The 22,836-nt window shown below is 59.3% G+C and carries 17 protein-coding genes; 12 read left to right on the forward strand and 5 right to left on the reverse strand.

The window, feature by feature from the left end; all coding sequences use genetic code 11:
• The first annotated feature begins 68 nt into the window (after positions 1–68).
• The 5 genes from HUW52_RS10030 to HUW52_RS10050 all read left to right on the forward strand — a co-directional run bounded on the left by HUW52_RS10030 (position 69) and on the right by HUW52_RS10050 (position 6,969).
• Positions 69–1,010 carry a rhodanese-related sulfurtransferase gene (locus tag HUW52_RS10030; protein ID WP_158958083.1) on the forward strand — a complete coding sequence of 314 codons (942 nt, stop codon included), beginning with the start codon at positions 69–71 and terminating at the stop codon, positions 1,008–1,010.
• Positions 1,011–1,045: 35 nt separating this feature from the next.
• On the forward strand, positions 1,046–1,648 hold the full coding sequence (locus HUW52_RS10035; RefSeq protein WP_175555660.1) for a DsbA family protein: 603 nt from the start codon (positions 1,046–1,048) through the stop codon (positions 1,646–1,648).
• Entirely contained in the window at positions 1,641–3,467 is a 1,827-nt protein-coding gene (locus HUW52_RS10040; RefSeq protein ID WP_016986969.1) for an ABC transporter ATP-binding protein, read from the forward strand. Before HUW52_RS10035 ends, HUW52_RS10040 begins: the two co-directional genes overlap by 8 nt.
• A gap of 201 nt (positions 3,468–3,668) precedes the next feature.
• The gene (locus tag HUW52_RS10045; protein WP_175553532.1) at positions 3,669–6,128 is read left to right on the forward strand and encodes an EAL domain-containing protein; all 2,460 of its coding nucleotides are present in this window, start codon (positions 3,669–3,671) and stop codon (positions 6,126–6,128) included.
• 79 nt (positions 6,129–6,207) lie between these two features.
• Entirely contained in the window at positions 6,208–6,969 is a 762-nt protein-coding gene (locus HUW52_RS10050; protein WP_219342090.1) for a TenA family transcriptional regulator, read from the forward strand.
• Positions 6,970–7,105: 136 nt separating this feature from the next.
• Here the strand turns inward: HUW52_RS10050 and HUW52_RS10055 are convergent, their stop codons facing one another.
• From HUW52_RS10055 to HUW52_RS10075, 5 genes are all read right to left on the reverse strand, one after another.
• On the reverse strand, positions 7,106–8,032 hold the full coding sequence (locus HUW52_RS10055; RefSeq protein WP_175553533.1) for a GGDEF domain-containing protein: 927 nt from the start codon (positions 8,030–8,032) through the stop codon (positions 7,106–7,108).
• 361 nt (positions 8,033–8,393) lie between these two features.
• Complete coding sequence (locus HUW52_RS10060; RefSeq protein ID WP_175553534.1) at positions 8,394–9,134, reverse strand: YciK family oxidoreductase; 741 nt, start codon at positions 9,132–9,134, stop codon at positions 8,394–8,396.
• A gap of 76 nt (positions 9,135–9,210) precedes the next feature.
• Entirely contained in the window at positions 9,211–9,882 is a 672-nt protein-coding gene (gene mupP, locus HUW52_RS10065) for an N-acetylmuramic acid 6-phosphate phosphatase MupP (RefSeq protein ID WP_016986964.1), read from the reverse strand.
• A 4-nt stretch (positions 9,883–9,886) separates the two neighbouring features.
• A complete protein-coding gene (ubiG, locus tag HUW52_RS10070; protein WP_016986963.1) occupies positions 9,887–10,585 on the reverse strand; it encodes a bifunctional 2-polyprenyl-6-hydroxyphenol methylase/3-demethylubiquinol 3-O-methyltransferase UbiG in 699 nt (232 codons plus the stop codon).
• Positions 10,586–10,643: 58 nt separating this feature from the next.
• A complete protein-coding gene (locus HUW52_RS10075) occupies positions 10,644–11,978 on the reverse strand; it encodes a TRZ/ATZ family hydrolase (RefSeq protein WP_016986962.1) in 1,335 nt (444 codons plus the stop codon).
• Positions 11,979–12,086: 108 nt separating this feature from the next.
• On the opposite strand from HUW52_RS10075, the gene mtnA reads away from it, so the two are divergent.
• From mtnA to cmk, 7 genes are all read left to right on the forward strand, one after another.
• Positions 12,087–13,163 carry an S-methyl-5-thioribose-1-phosphate isomerase gene (gene mtnA / locus HUW52_RS10080; RefSeq protein WP_016986961.1) on the forward strand — a complete coding sequence of 359 codons (1,077 nt, stop codon included), beginning with the start codon at positions 12,087–12,089 and terminating at the stop codon, positions 13,161–13,163.
• A 425-nt stretch (positions 13,164–13,588) separates the two neighbouring features.
• A complete protein-coding gene (gene gyrA / locus HUW52_RS10085; RefSeq protein ID WP_016986960.1) occupies positions 13,589–16,363 on the forward strand; it encodes a DNA gyrase subunit A in 2,775 nt (924 codons plus the stop codon).
• Positions 16,364–16,586: 223 nt separating this feature from the next.
• Positions 16,587–17,672 carry a 3-phosphoserine/phosphohydroxythreonine transaminase gene (gene serC / locus HUW52_RS10090; RefSeq protein WP_175553535.1) on the forward strand — a complete coding sequence of 362 codons (1,086 nt, stop codon included), beginning with the start codon at positions 16,587–16,589 and terminating at the stop codon, positions 17,670–17,672.
• Positions 17,672–18,766: a prephenate dehydratase gene (gene pheA / locus HUW52_RS10095; protein ID WP_007908404.1), complete on the forward strand. Its 1,095-nt coding sequence runs from the start codon at positions 17,672–17,674 to the stop codon at positions 18,764–18,766. Before serC ends, pheA begins: the two co-directional genes overlap by 1 nt.
• Before the next feature lie 13 nt (positions 18,767–18,779).
• Positions 18,780–19,892, forward strand: a complete 1,113-nt coding sequence (gene hisC / locus HUW52_RS10100; protein WP_077574022.1) for a histidinol-phosphate transaminase — start codon at positions 18,780–18,782, stop codon at positions 19,890–19,892.
• Between the two features lie 28 nt (positions 19,893–19,920).
• Positions 19,921–22,128 carry a bifunctional prephenate dehydrogenase/3-phosphoshikimate 1-carboxyvinyltransferase gene (locus HUW52_RS10105; RefSeq protein WP_256668504.1) on the forward strand — a complete coding sequence of 736 codons (2,208 nt, stop codon included), beginning with the start codon at positions 19,921–19,923 and terminating at the stop codon, positions 22,126–22,128.
• A complete protein-coding gene (gene cmk / locus HUW52_RS10110) occupies positions 22,125–22,814 on the forward strand; it encodes a (d)CMP kinase (RefSeq protein ID WP_064391442.1) in 690 nt (229 codons plus the stop codon). The genes HUW52_RS10105 and cmk overlap by 4 nt, the downstream gene beginning before the upstream one ends.
• The last annotated feature ends 22 nt before the right edge of the window (positions 22,815–22,836 follow it).

Genomic DNA, 22,836 nt, shown 5'->3' on the forward strand with positions numbered 1-22,836 from the left:
CTCACCCGGCGCGTTTTTTTTTGAATCCGGTTCACCCTTTGCGAGGGTAGCCACCTGGAGAAATACCCATGACACAGCCGATTGTCGTGGCGGCACTGTATAAGTTCGTCACCCTCGAAGATTACGTCAACCTGCGCGAGCCCCTGCTGCAAGCGATGGTCGACAACCAGATCAAAGGCACCCTGCTGATCGCCGAAGAAGGCATCAACGGCACGGTGTCGGGCACTCGCGAAGGCATTGATGGCCTGCTCGCCTGGCTGAAGAACGACCCACGCATGATCGACATTGATCACAAAGAGTCGTACTGCGACGAGCAGCCGTTCTACCGCACCAAGGTCAAACTGAAAAAAGAGATCGTCACCCTCGGTGTCGAAGGCGTCGACCCGAACAAAAAGGTCGGCACGTACGTTGATCCGCAAGACTGGAACGCGTTGATCAGCGACCCGGAAGTGCTGTTGATCGACACGCGCAACGATTACGAAGTGTCGATCGGCACCTTCGAAGGCGCCATCGATCCGAAAACCACCAGCTTTCGCGAATTTCCCGACTACATCAAAGAGCATTTCAACCCGGCCGTGCACAAGAAGGTCGCGATGTTCTGCACCGGTGGCATTCGCTGCGAAAAAGCCTCGAGCTACATGCTCGGCGAAGGCTATGAAGAGGTTTACCACCTCAAGGGCGGCATCCTGAAGTATCTCGAAGAAGTGCCGCAGGAAGAAACCAAGTGGCAGGGCGACTGCTTTGTGTTCGACAACCGTGTGACCGTGCGTCACGACCTCAGCGAAGGCGACTACGATCAATGTCATGCCTGCCGCACACCGGTCAGTGTTGAAGATCGCGCTTCGGAGCATTATGTGGCCGGCATCAGTTGCCCGCATTGCTGGGACAAACTGAGCGAGAAAACCCGGCGCAGTGCCATCGATCGGCAGAAGCAGATCGAACTGGCCAAGGCGCGTAACCAGCCGCACCCGATCGGCTACAACTACAAGCAAGCATCCACCGAGGCTTAATCATGTCTGCACGCCTGCTCTATGTGATGGACCCGATGTGTTCGTGGTGCTGGGGTTTTGCTCCAGTAGCCAAGGCATTGGTCGAGCAGGCGCAAGCAGCGGGAGTCGAGTTGCATCTGGTGGTCGGTGGTTTGCGCACCGGCAGTGGCTCGGCGCTGGAGCCGACCACCCGCCGCTATATTCTTGAACACTGGCAAGCGGTCACCGAGGCCACCGGCCAGCCGTTCAAGTTTGACGGCGCGTTGCCCGACGGTTTTGTCTACGACACCGAGCCTGCCTGCCGGGCGATTGTCACCGCACGCAGCCTGGCACCGGATTGCGCGTGGAAATTGGTCGGACTGATCCAGGAGGCGTTTTACGCTGAAGGTCGCGATGTCACCCAGGCCAGTGTGTTGGTCGAGCTGGCCGAAAAGGCTGGTGTACCGCGTATCGAATTCGCTGCGTTGTTTGATCATGCCGATCAGCACAAAGCCACTCAGGCCGATTTCAGTTGGGTGCAGGATCTCGGCATCGCCGGTTTCCCGACCCTGCTCGCCGAACGCAATGGCCAACTGGCCCTGCTGACCAACGGCTACCAACCGCTCAGTGAACTGTCGCCGTTACTGGGTCGATGGCTGGAGCGTGCGGCCTGTGTCTGATCGGGCCGATGACACGCCAGCCGTAAAGCGTGTCGACCGGCTGAGCTGGGCAGAAGTCCGGCGACTGGCACTTACACACAAAAAATCCCTGTGGATCGCCAACGGCGTCGCTGTTCTGGCGACGCTGTGCAGTGTGCCGATTCCGTTGCTGCTGCCGTTGCTGGTGGACGAAGTCCTGCTCGGTCACGGCGACGCGGCATTGAAAGCCATGAACCATGTGCTGCCGACGATGTGGCAGCAAGCGGCAGGCTATATCGGCTTGATGCTGGTCGTGACGCTGACCCTGCGTTGCAGTTCACTGTGCTTCGGCGTGTTGCAGTCGCGGCTGTTCGCACGGCTGGCCAAAGACATCGTCTATCGCATTCGCGTGCGCCTGATCGAGCGCCTCAAACGCATCTCGCTCGGCGAGTACGAAAGCCTCGGCAGCGGCACGGTAACCACGCACCTGGTCACGGACCTCGATACCCTCGACAAATTTGTCGGCGAAACCCTCAGTCGTTTTCTGGTGGCGATGCTGACCCTGGTCGGCACCGCGAGCATCCTCATGTGGATGCACTGGAAACTGGCGCTGCTGATTCTGTTGTTCAACCCGCTGGTGATTTACGCCACCGTGCAGTTGGGCAAACGCGTCAAACACCTGAAGAAACTCGAGAACGACAGTACGGCGCGCTTCACCCAGGCGTTGAGCGAAACCCTTGATGCGATTCAGGAAATCCGCGCCGGCAATCGTCAGGGTTTCTTCCTCGGCCGGCTCGGCCTGCGCGCGCAGGAAGTGCGCAATTACGCGGTCAACTCGCAATGGAAAACCGACGCGTCGAACCGCGCCAGTGGTCTGCTGTTCCAGTTCGGCATCGACATTTTTCGCGCGGCAGCGATGCTCACCGTGCTGTTTTCCGACCTGTCGATCGGCCAGATGCTCGCGGTGTTCAGCTACCTGTGGTTCATGATCGGCCCGGTCGAACAACTGCTCAATCTGCAATACGCCTATTACGCGGCGGGCGGAGCGCTGGCGCGGATCAACGAACTGCTGGCGCGCGCCGATGAGCCGCAATATCCCGGCGGCGTCGATCCGTTCAAGGGCCGTGACACCGTCGGCATTCAGGTGCAAGGCCTGAGCTTCGGCTACGGTGATGAGCTAGTGCTGGATCAGCTGAATCTGTCGATTGCCCCGGGTGAAAAAGTCGCGATTGTCGGCGCCAGCGGCGGTGGCAAAAGTACCCTGGTGCAATTACTCCTCGGGCTGTATACGCCAGTGTCCGGCACCATCCGTTTCGGCGGTTCGACCCAGCAGGAGATCGGCCTCGACACAGTACGGGAAAACGTCGCGGTGGTGCTGCAACACCCGGCACTGTTCAACGATACCGTGCGCGCCAACCTGACCATGGGCCGCACTCGCAGCGACGAAGCCTGCTGGCAGGCGCTGGAAATCGCTCAGCTCGAAGCGACCATCCGTGCTTTGCCCAATGGTCTGGACAGTATTGTCGGGCGCTCCGGCGTGCGCTTGTCGGGCGGGCAACGCCAACGCCTGGCCATCGCGCGGATGATTCTCGCCGAGCCGAAAGTCGTCATCCTCGACGAAGCCACCTCGGCCCTCGACGCCGCCACCGAGTACAACCTGCATCAAGCCATGGCGCGCTTCCTCAATGGTCGCACCACGCTGATCATTGCTCACCGACTGTCGGCGGTGAAACAGGCCGATCGCGTGCTGGTGTTCGATGGTGGTCAGGTCGCTGAAGACGGCGATCATCAGCAGTTGATTGCCGACGGCGGTCTGTATGCCAAGCTTTATGGTCACCTGCAGCAGATCCAGCGCCCTTGAGTTTCGTCACGGTTTCTGTGCTTAGTGCTTGAATTGCATTGAGTAAAACCACTCGGAACGCCCGCACAGTCCCGCCATTTGCACAATCGACCTAGAGGACGGCAGAGCTGTCCCTTTGACTTGGCGAAAATTAGCCTAGGCTGAGCTGTCAGGAGCGGGATTTTCCGGTGTTCATCTGGCAGTGCTTGCGCAAGGGATCTCATGAAGCAAAAGCGGACTCTCGGAACGCCACGGTTGTTGGGCATCGTCTGGCCATTTATTGCCGTCGTGTTATTTCAAGCGTTACTGGGCGGCGTGAGTCTTTACGTGCTCTCGGCCGTTCGCGGCTACGTCGCCGGCGAAAGCCTTTGGTCCAAGGGCCAGAAAGATGCCATCTACTACCTCAATCTTTACGCCGACAGCCGTGACGAGGCGATTTTCCTCAAATACCGTAACGCGATCGCCGTGCCACAAGGCGGACATCAGTTGCGTCTGGCGCTGGATCATCAACCGCCGGATCTGGCTGCCGCGCGTGAAGGTATTCTCAAGGGCGGCAACCATCCGGACGACGTTTCCAGCCTGATCTGGCTGTACCTCAACTTCCGCCATTTCAGTTATCTGGAAACCGCCATTGATCGCTGGACGGTCGGTGACGCCTATCTGGTCGAGCTGGATGACGTGGCGCAGGAGATGCACCGCAGCATTTCGCAGAACGCGGCCAACAGCGCCGATATCCAGCGCTGGAAAGCACGGATTTTTGCCATCAACGATGGCGTCACCCCGGCAGCAAAAGCTTTCAGCGATGCTCTGGGCGAAGGTTCGCGGATGATCATGCGTCTGCTGCTGTTCACCAACCTGGCGACGGCGCTGGGGCTGATCGTGCTGGCCTTGTGGCGTACGCATAAATTGCTCAAGCAACGTCATGCCTTTGCCGAGGCGCTGCAACTGGAGAAGGATCGGGCGCACGTTACGTTGCATTCGATCGGTGATGGCGTCATTACCACCGATGTCAGCGGTGCCATCGATTACATGAACCCTGCCGCTGAAGTCATGACCCACTGGAAGGCCGAGCAGGCGGCGGGCCTGCCATTGGCCGCGCTGTTCAATTTGCTCGACGACAACGCCCAGGCCGAGGGGCTGACCCTGATCGAGCACATCCTCAGCGGTAAGCTCAGTGGCGGCAGCGAGCACTCGAAACTGATCCAGCGCCTGGATGGCACAACGTTGTCGGTGACGCTGGTCGGCGCACCGATCCGCAATGCCGGCAAGGTCAGCGGCACGGTGCTGGTGTTGCACGACATGACTCAGGAGCGGCAATACATCGCCAATCTGTCCTGGCAGGCCACCCATGACGCGCTGACCGGGCTGGCCAATCGCCGCGAATTTGAATATCGGCTGGAGCAGGCGCTGCATAAGCTCACGCGCCATTCCGGGCGGCATGCGCTGATGTTCCTCGACCTCGATCAATTCAAACTGGTCAACGACACCTGTGGTCACGCCGCCGGTGATGAGCTGTTACGGCATATTTGCACGCTGCTGCAATCGGGGCTGCGTGAGGGCGATACGCTGGCGCGGCTCGGCGGTGACGAGTTCGGCATTCTATTGGAGAACTGCGCGCCGGAAGCTGCGGAAAAGATCGCTGAGGCACTGCGCCAGACCGTACAGAATCTGCATTTTGTCTGGAAGGGGCGGCCGTTCCTGACCACGGTGAGCATTGGCCTGGTGCATATCGCGCAGACCCCGACGACCCTCGAAGCCTCACTGCGCGCGGCCGATATGGCCTGTTACATGGCCAAGGAGAAGGGCCGCAACCGGGTGCAGGTGTACCACGCCGACGATTCCGAACTGTCGCTGCGCTTTGGTGAAATGGCTTGGGTACAACGACTGCACATGGCGCTGGAAGAGAATCGCTTCTGCCTCTATGCCCAGGAAATCGCCCCGCTGAAACAGGAAGTTGGCAAGGGTGGGCACATTGAAATCCTGTTGCGTCTGCATGATGAGGCCGGGCGGATGATTCTGCCGGACAGTTTCATTCCAGCTGCCGAACGCTATGGTTTGATGAGTCAACTGGATCGCTGGGTAGTTCAGAACGTATTCAAGGTTATTGCTCAATGTATAGCGCAAGAACATAAACGGCCATTAGCGATGTGTGCGATTAATCTGTCAGGCATTACTATAGGAGATGACGCGTTTTTGCACTTTCTGCGAGAGCAGTTTGATAACTACGCAATACCGCCTGAAATGATTTGTTTTGAAATTACAGAAACCAGCGCAATTTCAAATCTGGGCAGTGCAATAAGATTTATTAATGAACTCAAAGGCTTAGGTTGCTATTTTTCGTTAGATGACTTTTGTGCCGGAATGTCTTCATTCGCTTATCTGAAACATTTGCCTGTAGACTTCCTGAAGATCGACGGGAGTTTCGTAAAGGATATGCTGGACGACCCGATTAACCGCGCAATGGTCGAAGTGATCAATCACATCGGGCATGTCATGGGTAAGCAGACAATTGCCGAGTTTGTTGAAACAACCCAGATCGAGCAGGCATTGCTTGAAATCGGTGTGGATTACGCTCAGGGTTATGTTATAGAGCGTCCACAGTTGTTTACCTGTGACAGTTTGCAAAGTCGGCCCGCCAGACCGCAACCGCTGTTATTCAAAGCGCCTGGCACGTTCCGTTGAAGTCTCTCGCCGATCCTTACAATCACAAATCAAAAGGAGCCGAACAGTGATCGACACATTCAACCGAACCGGACCACTCATGGAAGCTGCAAGTTATCCTGCCTGGGCACAACAGCTCATTGAGGATTGCAGCGAGAGCAAGCGCCGGGTTGTCGAACATGAACTTTATCTGCGCATGCGTGATAACAAACTCAGCGCCAGAACCATGCGTCAGTACCTGATTGGCGGCTGGCCAGTGGTTGAGCAATTCGCCTTGTACATGGCGCAGAATCTCACCAAAACCCGGTTTGCCCGCCACCCCGGAGAGGACATGGCGCGGCGCTGGCTGATGCGCAATATCCGCGTTGAACTCAATCACGCGGATTACTGGGTGCATTGGAGTCGTGCCCATGGCGTCAGTCTGGAAGATCTCCAGGCCCAACATGTGCCACCGGAGTTGCATGCCCTGAGTCATTGGTGCTGGCACACCAGTTCGGCCGATTCGCTGATCGTGGCTATCGCCGCCACCAACTACGCCATCGAGGGTGCGACCGGGGAGTGGTCGGCTGTGGTTTGTTCGACGGGCGTTTATGCGGCGGCGTTTCCCGAAGAAGACCGCAAGCGGGCAATGAAGTGGCTGAAGATGCATGCCCAGTACGATGATGCCCACCCGTGGGAAGCGCTGGAAATCATCTGCACTCTGGCCGGAATGAACCCGACCAAGGCTTTGCAGGAAGAACTGCGTCAGGCAGTGTGCAAGAGCTACGACTACATGTACCTGTTTCTGGAGCGCTGCATGCAACTGGAGACTTCCGAGCGCTTGCTGGTCAACCGGGAACGCAGGGCGGTAGTCGAGAGCTGATTTTCGGCTTAATGCAAAACCAATGTGGGAGCGAGCCTGCTCGCGAAGGGGGCCTGTCAGTCAGCATTGTTTTGACTGATGCACCGCTTTCGCGAGCAAGCTCGCTCCCACACTGTCTTGTATCGTTTGGAAGGACTTAGCCCGCCATCGCCAAGCGGTTACGTCCTTCGCGCTTGGCCACGTACAACGCACTGTCCGCACGGCGCAGCAAGCTGTCAGCCGATTCGCCCGGCAACAACGTCGAACATCCCAGGCTCACGGTCAATTCGATCAACTGCCCATCCGCATAGTATTCAGCTGCCTGCGTCGCATAACGCAGCCGTTCGCCGACCATTGCGGCGGCATCCCGGCTGGTATTGGACAGCAGCACCAGAAACTCTTCGCCACCGTAACGAAACACCATGTCGACGTTGCGCAGTTGCGCCTTGATTGTCGCCGCGATGGCTTTAAGTACGTCATCGCCGGCGCTGTGACCATGGCTGTCGTTGACCCGTTTGAAGTGGTCGATATCGAGCATCAGCAGCGACAGCGGTTGCAGATGCCGACGGGACATTTCGATTTCCCGCTGCAAGGTCTGCTCCATGGCAATGCGGTTGCCGGCGCCGGTCAGCGGATCGCGCAGGGCGCTCTGCGTGGCAGCGCGGTAGAGCAGGGCATTGCGCATCGGGTACAGCAGCGACGACAAAAGCGATTCAAGGTTGCCCTGATCCTGTTCGTTGAAGCGCTGATTGCGGCGGAATATCAGTTCACCCATGTGCTCGCCTTCATGGCTCAGGGTATAGCTGATCGAGTGGTGGCCGCGGCTGCCGAACTCCAGGCGCAGATCGCTGCCCTGGTGCACGTAACTCAGTGCGTCCAGTGGCACGAGGCGCTGAACTTCGCGGAAAAACAGACCGAGGATGCGTTGCGGTTCGAGGCTGGTTTGCAGTTGCAGGCTCATTTGCTGGCGCAATTGCGCAAGACTGGCCGGTCGCTCCAGAAGGGGCGGCAGTTGACCAAAGCCCAGGCGTTGCAATTTGGCACTGTCAAAGTCAATTGCATTGGTCTGGGAGGGTGATTTCATATGGCGTGAACCCTTAGCGGTAAGTCTGTCTTACAGGCTGGGTGAGAGCGGCTATGGGCTGCGCGTCATACTGATCCATCAGTCCCGTAGGACGTTTGGCGTAAGTCTAGTCTGCCGGATGACGATTAGTAAGCTATCGAAATCGGCCTCGCCCCAATGCCTTCACGCGGCTTGTTTTGAGGAAATTTAGAGCGAAAGTCGTGCCATTCGGTTCGTTTTTATTTAAACCGTATTAAATCAATGGCTTGGCTTGGAAGGTGAGCAAAGGGTGCTGGAAAATTGACTGGATTGTGACGCTCTCGAACGGCAAATGCATGCCGCGACAGGAATCTGCCGCGGCAACAAATGCGACGTATGGCAGTTACTGGGCGTTGAATGCCTGGCCGTTGATGCCAGTACTGTCCGGGCCCATCAGGTAAAGGTAGACCGGCATGATCTCTTCGGGCGTCGGGTTGTTCAACGGGTTTTCCCCTGGATACGCCTGGGCGCGCATGCTCGTGCGCGTGCCACCCGGGTTGATGCTGTTGGAACGCACCGGCGCCACACCATCGACTTCATCGGCCAGGGTTTGCATCAGGCCTTCGGTGGCGAACTTCGACACGCCATAGGCGCCCCAGTACGCCCGACCCTTGCGCCCGACGCTACTGGAGGTGAACACCACCGAGGCGTCTTGTGACAGCTTGAGCAGCGGCAGCAGAGTGCTGGTCAGCATGAACATGGCGTTGACGTTGACCTGCATGACGCGCATGAAGTTTTCGCCGGACAACTGCTCGATCGGCGTACGTGGGCCGATGATCGAGGCATTGTGCAGCAGGCCGTCGAGGTGGCCGAACTCGTTCTCGATCATCGCTGCCAGTTCATCGTACTGATGGGGTAGGGCGGTTTCGAGGTTGAACGGGATCACTGCCGGTTGCGGGTGGCCCGCGGCTTCGATCTCGTCGTAAACCTGGGTCAGATTGGCTTCGGTCTTACCCAACAGCAACACGGTGGCGCCGTGGGCCGCATAGGTTTTCGCGGCCGCCGCACCGATGCCACGACCGGCACCGGTGACCAGAATGACCCGATCCTTGAGCAATTCGGGACGAGCGGAATAATCAAACATAAAAACCTCATCATGGAGTCAGATCGTTTCCCACGCTCCGCGTGGGAATGCAGCCAATGACGCTCTGCGTCAGGTCTCAGCAGCTGCAAAGCGCGCTATCGAGCACCTTGCGCAACTCCGACGGATGATCCACCACGACATCCGCGCCCCAGTGGCGAGGATTGTCGTCCGGGTGGATATAACCAAACGTCACCGCCGCGGTTTTCGTGCCGGCATCGCGGCCCGATTCGATATCACGCAGATCATCGCCGACAAACAGAACCGTCGCCGGATCCAGATCAAGCATCTTGCATGCAAGGATCAACGGCTCCGGATCCGGCTTGCTGTTCTTCACATGATCCGGGCAGATCAGCAGTGCCGAGCGCTCGGCCAGCCCCAGTTGTTGCATGATCGGCTCGGCAAAGCGCAAAGGCTTGTTGGTCACCACGCCCCAGATCAGGTTGGCCTTCTCGATGTCGGCGAGCAGTTCGCCCATGCCGTCGAACAGCTTGCTGTGCACCGCGCAGCCGACCAGATAGCGCTCAAGGAACTCCAGACGCAGTTCCTCGAAGCCCGGCGATTCCGGATCCATCGAGAACGTCACCGCGACCATGGCTTTGGCGCCGCCGGAGATCTCGTCGCGGATGTGCTTGTCGTTGATCGGCGGCAAGCCACGATCGGCGCGCATCGCCTGGCAGATGGCGATGAAGTCCGGCGCCGTGTCGAGCAGGGTGCCGTCCATGTCGAAGAGAACTGCTCTGATGGCCATCGGCTTATTCCTCGCGCAGGGTCTGGATCATGTAGTTGACGTCAACATCGTTGGCCAGCTTGTAGTGCTTGGTCAGCGGGTTGTAGGTCAGGCCGATGATGTCCTTGACGGTCAGGCCAGCCATGCGGCTCCAGGCACCGAGCTCGGACGGGCGGATGAATTTCTTGAAGTCGTGAGTGCCGCGCGGCAACAGCTTCATGATGTATTCAGCGCCGATAATGGCGAACAGATACGCCTTCGGGTTGCGGTTGATGGTCGAGAAGAACACCTGGCCGCCGGGCTTGACCATGCGGAAGCAGGCGCGAATGACTGACGATGGATCAGGCACGTGCTCGAGCATCTCAAGGCAGGTCACTACGTCGAACTGCTCAGGCATTTCTTCAGCGAGGTCTTCGGCGGTGATCTGGCGGTATTCGACGTTGACGCCTGATTCCAGTTGATGCAGTTGCGCGACCGCCAGCGGCGCTTCACCCATGTCGATGCCCATCACAGTGGCGCCGCGTTGCGCCATGGCTTCGCTGAGAATGCCGCCGCCGCAACCGACGTCGAGGACCTTCTTGCCGGCCAGATTGACCCGCTCGTCAATCCAGTTGACCCGCAGCGGGTTGATGTCATGCAGCGGTTTGAATTCGCTTTCACGGTCCCACCAGCGATGAGCCAGGGCTTCGAATTTGGCGATTTCGGCGTGGTCGACGTTGCTCATGTTCAATTCCTCTAAAACTTGAAAAAGGGCTGTAGCCGCGGATGGTGTTCCGCGGTGTTTACGATTCGGTGTGGCCGCTGATGCGCTGACCCCAGGCCCGGGCGGTAGCGCCCAGTTGCTCTTCGTCCATGCGCGTCAGGCGCCGGTCGTCGAGCAGTTGTTTGCCGGCGACCCACAGGTGTTTCACGCAATCGCGACCGGTGGCATAGATAAGCTGCGAAACCGGGTCGTACACCGGTTGCTGCGCCAGGCCGGACAGGTCGAAAGCGACGATGTCGGCGGCTTTGCCGATTTCCAGGGAGCCAACCTGTGCTTCGATTCCCAGTGCGCGCGCGCCATTCAATGTGGCCATGCGCAGCGCCCGATGGGCGTCCAGTGCAGTGGCCGAGCCAGCGACGGCTTTGGCCAGCAGCGCGGCGGTGCGGGTTTCGCCGAGCAGATCCAGATCGTTATTGCTGGCGGCGCCATCGGTGCCGACCGCGACATTTACCCCAGCCTGCCATAAACGCTCGACCGGGCAGAAACCGCTGGCCAGTTTCAGGTTCGATTCCGGACAGTGGATCACGCTGGTGTTGCTTTCTACCAGCAACGCCAGGTCGTCATCGCTGATCTGGGTCATGTGCACGGCCTGGAAACGCGGGCCGAGCAGGCCCAGACGGCCAAGGCGAGCGAGTGGACGCTCGCCGTGTTGCTCCAGCGCTTGCTGGACTTCGAAAGCGGTCTCATGGACGTGCATGTGGATCGACGCGTCCAGTTCCTCGGCAATCACGCGGACTTTCTCGAGGTTTTCGTCGCCAACGGTGTACGGTGCATGAGGACCGAAGGTGATCTTGATGCGTTCGTGATGCTTCAGATCGCCGAACAATTCGACGCCCTGACGAATGGCTTCATCGGCGCTGCTGGCGCCTGGAATCGGGAAGTCGAGGATCGGAATCGCGATCTGCGCGCGAATGCCGCTGTTGTGCACGCGCTCGCTGGCGATCTTCGGGAAGAAATACATGTCCGAGAAACAAGTGATGCCGCCCTTGATCTGCTCGGCGATGGCCAGATCGGTGCCGTCACGCACGAAATCTTCGCTGACCCATTTCGCTTCGGCCGGCCAGATGTGGTTTTCCAGCCAGGTCATCAGCGGCAGGTCGTCAGCCAGACCACGGAACAGCGTCATTGCCGCGTGGCCGTGGGCATTGATCAGGCCAGGGGCGAGCAGCACATCCGGCAGTTCGCGAACTTCCGTGACGTTACACTTCAATGCTTCGGCGCGCGGGCCGATAAACACGATGCGACCGTCGCGGATGCCCAGGCCGTGCTCCTTGAGCACAACGCCTGCAGGTTCGACGGGTACCAGCCAGGTCGGCAGCAATAATAAGTCGAGCGCAATGGCAGGTTTCGGCATCGAGGGTCGGTTCCAGTGCTTTTGTAAAGGATGGCGAAGTATACCCGAGCGTCTTCGCGGGGGGATCGCTATAATCGGCGGCTTTTGTTCATGAGTGCGGGGTGTGGGATGCGCGATCGACTGTTGGCTGCGGAGAAAGTGAAGGCCATCGATTGGCGAGACGGCGCGCTGCACCTGCTGGATCAGCGTATTTTGCCGTTCGAGGAAACCTGGATTGCCTACACCAGCGCCGCTGGCGTAGCTGAAGCGATTCGCTCGATGGTGGTGCGTGGCGCGCCAGCCATCGGCATCAGTGCGGCGTATGGCATCGTCCTCGCGGCGCGTGCGCGGATCGCCGAAGGTGGCGACTGGTACGCGGCGCTGGAGGAGGATTTTGCCTTGCTGGCCGATTCCCGTCCGACCGCGGTCAATTTGTTCTGGGCCCTTGGCCGCATGCACGATCGGCTCGATCGCTTGAAAGAAAACGCCGATCCGCTGGCGGCGCTGGAAGCCGAAGCCATCGCCATTCATGAAAGCGACCGCGAAGCCAACCTGACCATGGCGCAGCTCGGCGTCGACCTGATCCGCAAACATCAGGGTAACGCCCAGGCGATTCTGACCCACTGCAATACCGGCGCGCTGGCTACCGGCGGTTTCGGTACTGCGCTGGGGGTCATTCGCGCAGCTTTTCTGGAAGGCATGGTCGAGCGCGTTTATGCCGACGAAACCCGCCCGTGGTTGCAAGGCTCGCGCCTGACCGCGTGGGAGCTGGCCAACGAAGGCATCCCGGTAACGCTCAATGCTGACTCCGCTGCCGCGCACATCATGAAAACCAAAGGCGTGACCTGGGTGATCGTAGGGGCTGACCGCATCACCGCCAACGGCGACGTGGCGAACAAGATCGGCACCTATCAACTGGCGGTCAACGCCATGCACCACGGCGTGCGCTTCATGGTGGTGGCACCGAGTTCGACCATCGACATGAATCTGGCCAGCGGTGACGACATTCCGATTGAAGAACGTGATGGCGCCGAGCTGCTGGAAGTCGGCGGTAAGCGTGTCGGCGCCGATGTTGAAGCGTTCAATCCGGTGTTTGACGTGACCCCGGCGGACCTGATTGATGCGATCGTTACCGAGAAAGGCATCGTCGAGCGCCCGGATACCGCGAAAATGGCCCAGTTGATGTGCCGCAAGCGCCTGCATTAACAGGCTTGAATCCCGCGTCGACCTCTTCGCGAGCAAGCTCGCCCCCACAGGTTTTGTGACCGCCACAGAACAATGTGGGAGCGAGCTTGCTCGCGAAGGGGCCCTAAACGTCAATAAACATCGCTAATCCAGAGCACAAATCTGCATTCAACCAGGCTCTGAGCCTCTCTCGTCCCCGTTAAGCCTGTCACCGGTCAACTAACTATGCTCCATGCGCATCTGGGGGATAGGTGCGTGGCGGCCTTTGTGATAACATCCGGCGTTTTCCGAGGCAGCTCCACGGAGCTGTCTTTACTGCGCAAATCCACTCTTCAGATTGTTGATTTGTCGTAAGTCGGCGCATGGCACTCGGCCGGGCCCGACGAGCTTCGTTGCTCCCACATGGATATGACGAAGTTTCACCAGAAAAAGGAATCAGGCTTCTCATGGGCGAACTGGCCAAAGAAATCCTCCCGGTCAATATCGAAGACGAGCTGAAACAGTCCTACCTCGACTACGCGATGAGCGTGATCGTCGGCCGTGCACTGCCGGATGCGCGCGATGGCCTCAAGCCCGTGCACCGTCGCGTACTGTTCGCGATGAGCGAGCTGGGCAACGACTTCAACAAGCCGTACAAGAAATCTGCCCGTGTTGTCGGCGACGTGATCGGTAAGTATCACCCGCACGGTGACACTGCCGTGTACGACACCATCGTTCGTATGGCTCAGCCTTTCTCCCTGCGCTACCTGCTGGTAGACGGTCAGGGCAACTTCGGTTCGGTCGACGGCGACAACGCTGCGGCGATGCGATACACCGAAGTGCGCATGACCAAGCTGGCGCACGAACTGCTGGCTGACCTGCACAAGGAAACCGTGGACTGGGTGCCGAACTACGACGGCACCGAAATGATCCCGGCGGTCATGCCGACCCGTATTCCCAACCTGCTGGTCAACGGCTCCAGCGGTATCGCCGTGGGCATGGCGACCAACATTCCGCCGCACAACCTCGGTGAAGTCATCGACGGTTGCCTGGCGCTCATCGACAACCCTGAGCTGACCGTCGATGAGCTGATGCAATACATCCCCGGTCCGGACTTCCCGACCGCGGCGATCATCAATGGTCGCGCCGGCATCATCGAAGCCTACCGCACCGGTCGCGGGCGCATTTACATGCGTGCCCGCTCGATCATTGAAGACATCGACAAGGTCGGTGGCCGTCAGCAGATCGTCATCACCGAACTCCCTTACCAGCTGAACAAGGCGCGTCTGATCGAGAAGATCGCCGAACTGGTCAAAGAGAAGAAGCTGGAAGGCATCACCGAATTGCGCGACGAGTCCGACAAGGACGGTATGCGCGTCGTGATCGAACTGCGTCGCGGCGAAGTGCCTGAGGTGATCCTCAACAACCTCTACGCCCAGACCCAGCTGCAATCGGTATTCGGCATCAACATCGTTGCGCTGATCGACGGCCGCCCACGCATCCTCAACCTCAAGGATCTGCTGGAAGCCTTCGTCCGTCACCGTCGCGAAGTGGTCACCCGCCGTACTGTGTTCGAACTGCGCAAGGCGCGCGAGCGTGGTCACATCCTCGAAGGTCAGGCCGTTGCCCTGTCGAACATCGACCCGGTTATTGCCCTGATCAAAGCCTCGCCGACCCCTTCGGAAGCGAAAGAAGCGCTGATCAGCACACCGTGGGAATCCTCGGCAGTGGTGGCGATGGTTGAGCGTGCCGGTGCCGATTCGTGCCGTCCGGAAAACCTCGATCCGCAATACGGTCTGCGTGAAGGCAAGTACTTCCTGTCGCCAGAACAGGCGCAAGCCATTCTGGAACTGCGTCTGCACCGTCTGACCGGTCTGGAACACGAAAAACTGCTGGCCGAGTATCAAGAGATTCTCAACCAGATCGGCGAGCTGATCCGCATCCTCAACAGCGCTGTGCGCCTGATGGAAGTGATCCGCGAAGAGCTGGAAGTGATTCGTGCCGAATACGGCGACGTGCGTCGCACCGAAATTCTCGATGCCCGTCTCGACCTGACCCTGGGTGACATGATCCCGGAAGAAGAGCGCGTCGTGACCATTTCCCACGGTGGTTACGCCAAGACCCAGCCATTGGCTGCGTACCAGGCTCAGCGTCGTGGCGGTAAAGGCAAATCGGCCACCGGCGTCAAGGATGAGGACTACATCGCTCACCTGCTGGTTGCCAACAGCCACACCACGCTGTTGCTGTTCTCCAGCAAGGGCAAGGTGTACTGGCTCAAGACCTACGAAATCCCGGAAGCGTCCCGCGCTGCCCGTGGTCGTCCGCTGGTCAACCTTCTGCCGTTGAGCGAAGGCGAATACATCACCACCATGCTGCCGGTCGATCTCGAAGCCATGAAGCGTCAGGCTGATGAAGAAGAAGCCGAAGGCGTCGAGGCTGATGTAGAAGACATCGAAAACAGCAACGAGACCGACGAAGAGCGTCGTGCCCGTATCAAAGCTGCTGACCGCAAGAAAGCCCCGTTCATCTTCATGTCGACCGCCAACGGTACCGTGAAGAAGACCCCGCTGGTGGCGTTCAGCCGTCAGCGCAGCGTCGGTCTGATCGCGCTGGAGCTGGACGAAGGCGACATCCTGATCTCCGCTGCTATCACCGATGGCGAGCAGGAAATCATGCTGTTCTCCGACGGCGGCAAAGTGACGCGTTTCAAGGAATCCGAAGTTCGCGCCATGGGCCGTACCGCCCGCGGTGTGCGTGGTATGCGTCTGCCGGAAGGGCAGAAGCTGATCTCCATGCTGATTCCGGAAGAAGGCAGCGAGATCCTCACCGCCTCCGAGCGCGGCTACGGCAAGCGTACGGCGATCACCGAGTTCCCTGAATACAAGCGTGGTGGTCAGGGCGTTATCGCCATGGTCAGCAACGAGCGTAACGGCCGTCTGGTCGGCGCGGTTCAGGTGCAGGACGGTGAAGAAATCATGCTGATCTCCGATCAGGGCACTCTGGTGCGTACCCGTGTCGACGAAGTGTCGAGCCTGGGCCGTAACACTCAAGGTGTCACGCTGATCAAGCTGGCGAAGGATGAAACCCTGGTCGGGCTGGAGCGGGTTCAGGAGCCTTCGGAAATTGAAGGTGAAGAGCTTGAAGGGGAAGAGGGCGAGGAGTTCGAAGGCAGCGTCGTGATCGACGACGCTGGCGAAGACCAGCAACTCGACGCCGCAGCAGACGAAGAACCGCAAGAATAAGCGGACAAACGAGGGGGCGGATGAGAATTCGCCCCCTTGTTATTTGTCCGGTATGAAATTTCGGCGCCCATGGAGATCCTTGTGGGAGCGAGCTTGCTCGCGAAAGCGGAGTATCAGGCGACATTATTGTTGAATGTCAGTCCGCCTTCGCGAGCAAGCTCGCTCCCACACACGATTGGCGCCGACTGATATGTGATACCACCAAATCAGAGCGAGATTGGATGTGAGCAAGCGAGCCTATAACTTCTGCGCCGGTCCTGCGGCGCTTCCTGAAGCTGTCCTGCAACGTGCCCAGGGTGAACTCCTTGATTGGCACGGCAAGGGTCTGTCGGTCATGGAAATGAGCCATCGCAGCGATGAGTTCGTGTCCATTGCCACCCAGGCCGAGCAGGATCTGCGTGACCTGCTGAATATCCCGTCGAACTATAAAGTGCTGTTTCTGCAAGGTGGCGCCAGCCAGCAATTCGCGCAGATCCCGCTGAACCTGCTGCCTGAAGGCGGTTCGGCCGACTACATCGACACCGGTATCTGGTCGCAGAAAGCCATCGAAGAAGCCTCGCGCTACGGTCACGTCAACGTTGCCGCTACCGCCAAGCCTTACGACTATTTCGCCATCCCGGGCCAGAACGAGTGGAAGCTGTCGAAAGACGCCGCTTACGTTCATTACGCGCCGAACGAAACCATCGGCGGTCTGGAATTCCAGTGGATCCCGGAAGTCGGTGATGTGCCGCTGGTGGCTGACATGTCTTCGGACATCCTCTCGCGTCCGGTCGACATCTCGCGTTTCGGCATGATCTACGCCGGCGCGCAGAAAAACATCGGCCCGAGCGGTATCGTCGTCAACATCATTCGTGAAGACTTGCTCGGCAAGGCGCGCTCGCTGTGCCCGACCATGCTCGACTACAAGGTCGCAGCCGATAACGGTTCGATGTACAACACGCCGCCGACCCTGGCCTGGTACCTGTCCGGTCTGGTGTTCCAGTGGCTGAAAGAGCAGGGTGGCGTCGACGCGATCGCCAGGCTCAACGACGTCAAGCAGCGCACGCTGTACGACTTCATCGACGCCAGTGGTCTCTACAGCAACCCGATCAACAAGTCGGACCGCTCGTGGATGAACGTGCCGTTCCGTCTGGCTGATGATCGTCTCGACAAGCCGTTCCTCGTCGGCGCCGAAGAGCGCGGCCTGCTCAATCTCAAAGGCCACCGCTCCGTGGGCGGCATGCGCGCCTCCATCTATAACGCTGTCGACATCACCGCGGTCAACGCGCTGGTGGCGTACATGGCTGAATTCGAGAAGGAACACGGCTGATGTCCGAGCAAGAACTCAAGGCATTGCGCGTTCGCATTGACGCTCTGGACACCAAAGTCATGGAGCTGATCAGTGAGCGTGCGCGTTGCGCCCAGGAAGTCGCGCGAGTAAAGATGGCCTCGCTGGCCGAAGGCGAAGTGCCGGTGTTCTATCGTCCCGAGCGTGAAGCTCAGGTGCTCAAACGCGTGATGGAGCGCAATCAGGGGCCGCTGGGCAACGAAGAGATGGCGCGGTTGTTCCGCGAAATCATGTCGTCGTGCCTGGCGCTGGAGCAGCCGCTGAAAGTGGCTTACCTCGGTCCTGAGGGCACCTTTACCCAAGCGGCAGCCATGAAGCACTTCGGTCACGCGGTGATCAGCAAGCCAATGGCGGCGATCGACGAAGTGTTCCGTGAAGTGGCAGCCGGTGCGGTGAATTTTGGCGTGGTCCCGGTGGAAAACTCCACCGAAGGCGCGGTCAACCACACGCTGGACAGCTTCCTCGAACACGACATGGTCATCTGTGGCGAAGTCGAGCTGCGCATTCACCATCACCTGTTGGTCGGTGAAAACACCAAAACCGACAGCATCAGCCGCATCTATTCCCACGCACAGTCGCTGGCTCAGTGCCGCAAGTGGCTGGACGCGCATTACCCGAATGTCGAGCGCGTTGCGGTATCGAGCAATGCGGAAGCGGCCAAGCGGGTTAAAGGCGAGTGGAACTCGGCGGCGATTGCCGGTGACATGGCGGCAGGCCTTTATGGTCTGACCCGCCTGGCCGAGAAGATCGAAGACCGTCCGGACAACTCGACGCGTTTCCTGATGATCGGTAATCAGGAAGTGCCGCCGACCGGCGACGACAAGACTTCGATCATCGTGTCCATGAGCAACAAACCCGGCGCGCTCCATGAGCTGCTGGTGCCATTCCATGACAACGGGATCGACCTGACCCGTATCGAAACCCGTCCGTCGCGCAGCGGCAAATGGACCTACGTATTCTTCATCGACTTCGTCGGCCATCACCGTGATCCGTTGATCAAAGGTGTTTTGGAAAAGATCAGTCAGGAAGCGGTAGCACTCAAAGTGCTGGGTTCCTACCCGAAAGCAGTTCTCTAAGGGGCGGTAGCAAATGAGTGGCAATTTCCTCGCTCTGGCACAGCCGGGCGTGCAACAACTTTCGCCGTACGTTCCGGGCAAGCCTGTGGACGAACTGGCGCGCGAGCTGGATCTGGATCCGGCAAAAATCGTCAAGCTGGCCAGCAACGAAAATCCGCTGGGCGCCAGTCCAAAAGCCTTGGCGGCCATCCGCGAAGAGCTGGCCGAGCTCACCCGTTATCCGGATGGCAACGGTTTCGCGCTGAAATCGCTGCTGGCCGAGCAATGCCGCGTCGAACTGAGCCAGGTCACGCTGGGCAACGGCTCCAACGACATTCTTGAGCTGGTCGCGCGTGCCTATCTGGCGCCGGGCCTGAATGCAGTGTTCAGTGAGCACGCGTTCGCGGTGTATCCGATTGCTACTCAAGCGGTAGGCGCTCAGGCCAAAGTGGTTCCGGCCAAGGATTGGGGGCATGACCTGCCGGCAATGCTCGCCGCTATCGATGCCAATACCCGCGTGGTGTTCATCGCCAACCCGAACAACCCGACCGGCACCTGGTTCGGTGCTGAAGCGCTGGACGAGTTCCTGCAGGATGTTCCAGAGCATGTGCTGGTGGTGCTCGACGAGGCTTATATCGAGTACGCCGAAGGCAGCGATCTGCCGGATGGCCTGGATTTCCTCGCTGCTTACCCGAATCTGCTGGTATCGCGCACCTTCTCCAAGGCCTATGGTCTGGCAGCGCTGCGCGTCGGCTACGGTCTGTCCACCCCGGTCGTCGCTGATGTGTTGAACCGTGTTCGCCAGCCATTCAACGTCAACAGCCTCGCCCTCGCGGCAGCCTGCGCAGCGCTGAAGGATGAGGAATATCTGGCGCAAAGCCGTCAACTCAACGAGGCGGGCATGCAGCAGTTGCAGGCCGGTTTCCGTGAGTTGGGCTTGAGCTGGATTGAATCCAAAGGCAACTTCATCTGTGTCGACCTCGCTCAAGTCGCGGCTCCGGTATTCCAGGGCTTGCTGCGCGAAGGCGTGATCGTGCGTCCAGTGGCCAACTACGGCATGCCGAACCACCTGCGGGTGACCATTGGTCTGCCGGCGGAAAACAGCCGCTTCCTCGAAGCGTTGCGCAAGGTTCTGGCTCGTGGGTGATGTCACTGCACTGCAATCTGCTGCACCTATGATCGGGCGCCTTGTAGTGGTCGGTCTGGGGTTGATCGGTGGTTCGTTTGCCAAAGGCTTGCGTGAAAGCGGTGTATGCCGCGAAGTGGTCGGGGTCGATCTCGACCCGCAATCGCGCAAGCTGGCGGTCGAGTTGGGTGTGGTTGATCGTTGCGAAGACGACTTGGTGGCTGCATGTCAGGGCGCCGACGTGATTCAACTGGCAGTGCCGATCCTGGCCATGGAAAAAGTGCTCGCGCGTCTGGCGAGCATGGATCTGGGGCAGGCGATTCTGACTGATGTCGGCAGCGCCAAAGGCAATGTCGTGCGCGCGGCAACTGAGGCGTTCGGCGGCATGCCGGCACGTTTCGTGCCGGGTCATCCTATTGCCGGTTCCGAGCAGAGCGGGGTGGAAGCCTCCAATGCCGAACTGTTCCGTCGTCACAAGGTGATTCTTACGCCGCTCGAGCAAACCGATCCGGCGGCGCTGGCTGTGGTCGACCGTCTCTGGCGAGAACTGGGCGCCGACGTCGAGCACATGCAGGTCGAGCGTCACGATGAAGTGCTGGCTGCGACCAGTCATCTGCCGCACTTGCTGGCCTTTGGTCTGGTCGATTCGTTGGCCAAGCGCAATGAAAATCTTGAGATCTTCCGTTACGCTGCGGGCGGTTTCCGCGATTTCACAAGAATCGCCGGAAGCGACCCGGTGATGTGGCACGACATCTTTCTCGCCAACCGCGAAGCTGTCCTGCGCACACTCGATACATTTCGCAGCGACCTCGACGCCTTGCGCGACGCGGTCGATGCAGGGGATGGGCACCAATTGTTGGGCGTTTTCACTCGCGCCCGGGTTGCCCGCGAGCATTTCAGTAAAATCCTGGCCCGCAGGGCCTATGTGGACGCTATGAATTCCAACGATCTGATCTTCCTGGCTCAACCTGGTGGCCGCCTGTCCGGTCGGATTCGCGTACCGGGTGACAAATCCATTTCCCACCGTTCGATCATGCTCGGCTCGCTGGCCGAAGGCGTCACCGAAGTCGAAGGCTTCCTTGAGGGCGAAGACGCTCTGGCGACCCTGCAGGCATTTCGCGATATGGGCGTGGTCATCGAAGGCCCGCACCACGGCCGCGTGACCATCCACGGTGTCGGCCTGCACGGTCTGAAACCGGCGCCGGGCCCGATCTATCTGGGCAACTCCGGCACTTCGATGCGTTTGCTGTCCGGCCTGCTGGCGGCGCAGAACTTCGATAGCGTTTTGACTGGCGATGCCTCGCTGTCCAAGCGTCCGATGAATCGCGTAGCCAATCCACTGCGTGAAATGGGTGCCGTGATTGAAACCGCTGCTGAAGGTCGTCCGCCGATGACCATTCGTGGTGGTCACAAGCTTAAAGGCCTGACGTACACCATGCCGATGGCCAGTGCTCAGGTGAAATCCTGCCTGCTGCTCGCCGGTCTGTACGCTGAAGGCAAGACCACCGTGACCGAACCAGCGCCGACTCGCGACCACACCGAGCGCATGCTGCGCGGTTTCGGTTATTCGGTGAACGTTGAAGGCGCAACGGCTTCGGTTGAATCCGGCGGCAAACTGACCGCAACTCACATTGAAGTGCCGGGCGACATCTCGTCGTCAGCGTTCTTCCTTGTAGCGGCCTCGATCGCCGAAGGTTCGGAGCTGGTGCTTGAGCACGTCGGCATCAACCCGACTCGTACCGGTGTGATCGACATCCTGCGCCTGATGGGTGCGGACATCACTCTGGAAAACCAGCGTGAAGTCGGCGGCGAGCCTGTGGCTGACCTGCGCGTGCGGGCAGCTAAACTCAAAGGTATCGAGATTCCCGAAGAGCTGGTTCCGCTGGCCATCGACGAATTCCCGGTGCTGTTCGTGGCGGCTGCCTGCGCCGAAGGTCGTACCGTGCTGACTGGCGCTGAAGAGCTGCGGGTCAAGGAGTCGGATCGCATTCAAGTCATGGCGGATGGTTTGCTGGCGCTGGGCGTCAAGTGCGAGCCGACCCCGGACGGCATCATCATCGACGGCGGCCAGATTGGTGGCGGCGAAGTGCATGGTCATGGCGATCACCGTATCGCGATGGCTTTCAGTGTGGCCTCCCTGCGCGCCACCGCACCGATCCGCATCCATGATTGTGCCAACGTCGCGACGTCGTTCCCGAACTTCCTCGCACTGTGCGGGCAGGTCGGTATTCGTGTGGCGCAAGAGGCTCAGTCGTGAAAAACATTGCACCGGTCATCACCATTGATGGGCCAAGCGGCTCGGGCAAAGGCACCGTAGCCGGAATTCTGGCCAAACGTCTGGGCTGGAACCTGCTGGATTCCGGTGCGTTGTACCGCTTGCTGGCATTTGCTGCGCACAACCACGGTGTGGATCTGACCAATGAAGAGCTGCTGAAGAAACTCGCCGCTCATCTGGATGTTCAGTTCATTGCGGCGACCGAAGGTCAGTTGCAACGGATCATTCTGGAAGGCGACGAAGTCAGCGATGTCATTCGTACCGAAAGCGTCGGTTCCGGTGCTTCGCAAGTGGCTGCATTGCCCGCCGTGCGCGAGGCGCTGCTGCAGCGCCAGCGTGCATTCCAGGAAGCGCCGGGCCTGGTGGCCGACGGTCGCGACATGGGTACGGTGGTTTTTCCTGATGCGCCGCTGAAGATTTTCCTGACCGCCAGTGCCGAGGAGAGGGCGCGCCGTCGATATTTGCAGTTGAAGGGCAAAGTCGAGGGTGTTAGTCTGTCGAGTCTGCTAGATGAGATCCGTGCACGCGACGAGCGTGACACCCAGCGAGCGGTAGCCCCGCTTAAGCCGGCGGCTGACGCCATACAGCTGGATTCCACGGAGTTGTCCATCGATCAGGTGCTTGAACGCATCATGAGCGAGATCGCCATTCGCGATATCGCCGGGTGACCAAGAAGGTTGCAGGGGACCA

Origin of the sequence: Pseudomonas sp. 43A (genome assembly GCF_013363935.1) — a bacterium.
Taxonomy (GTDB): domain Bacteria; phylum Pseudomonadota; class Gammaproteobacteria; order Pseudomonadales; family Pseudomonadaceae; genus Aquipseudomonas; species Aquipseudomonas crudilactis.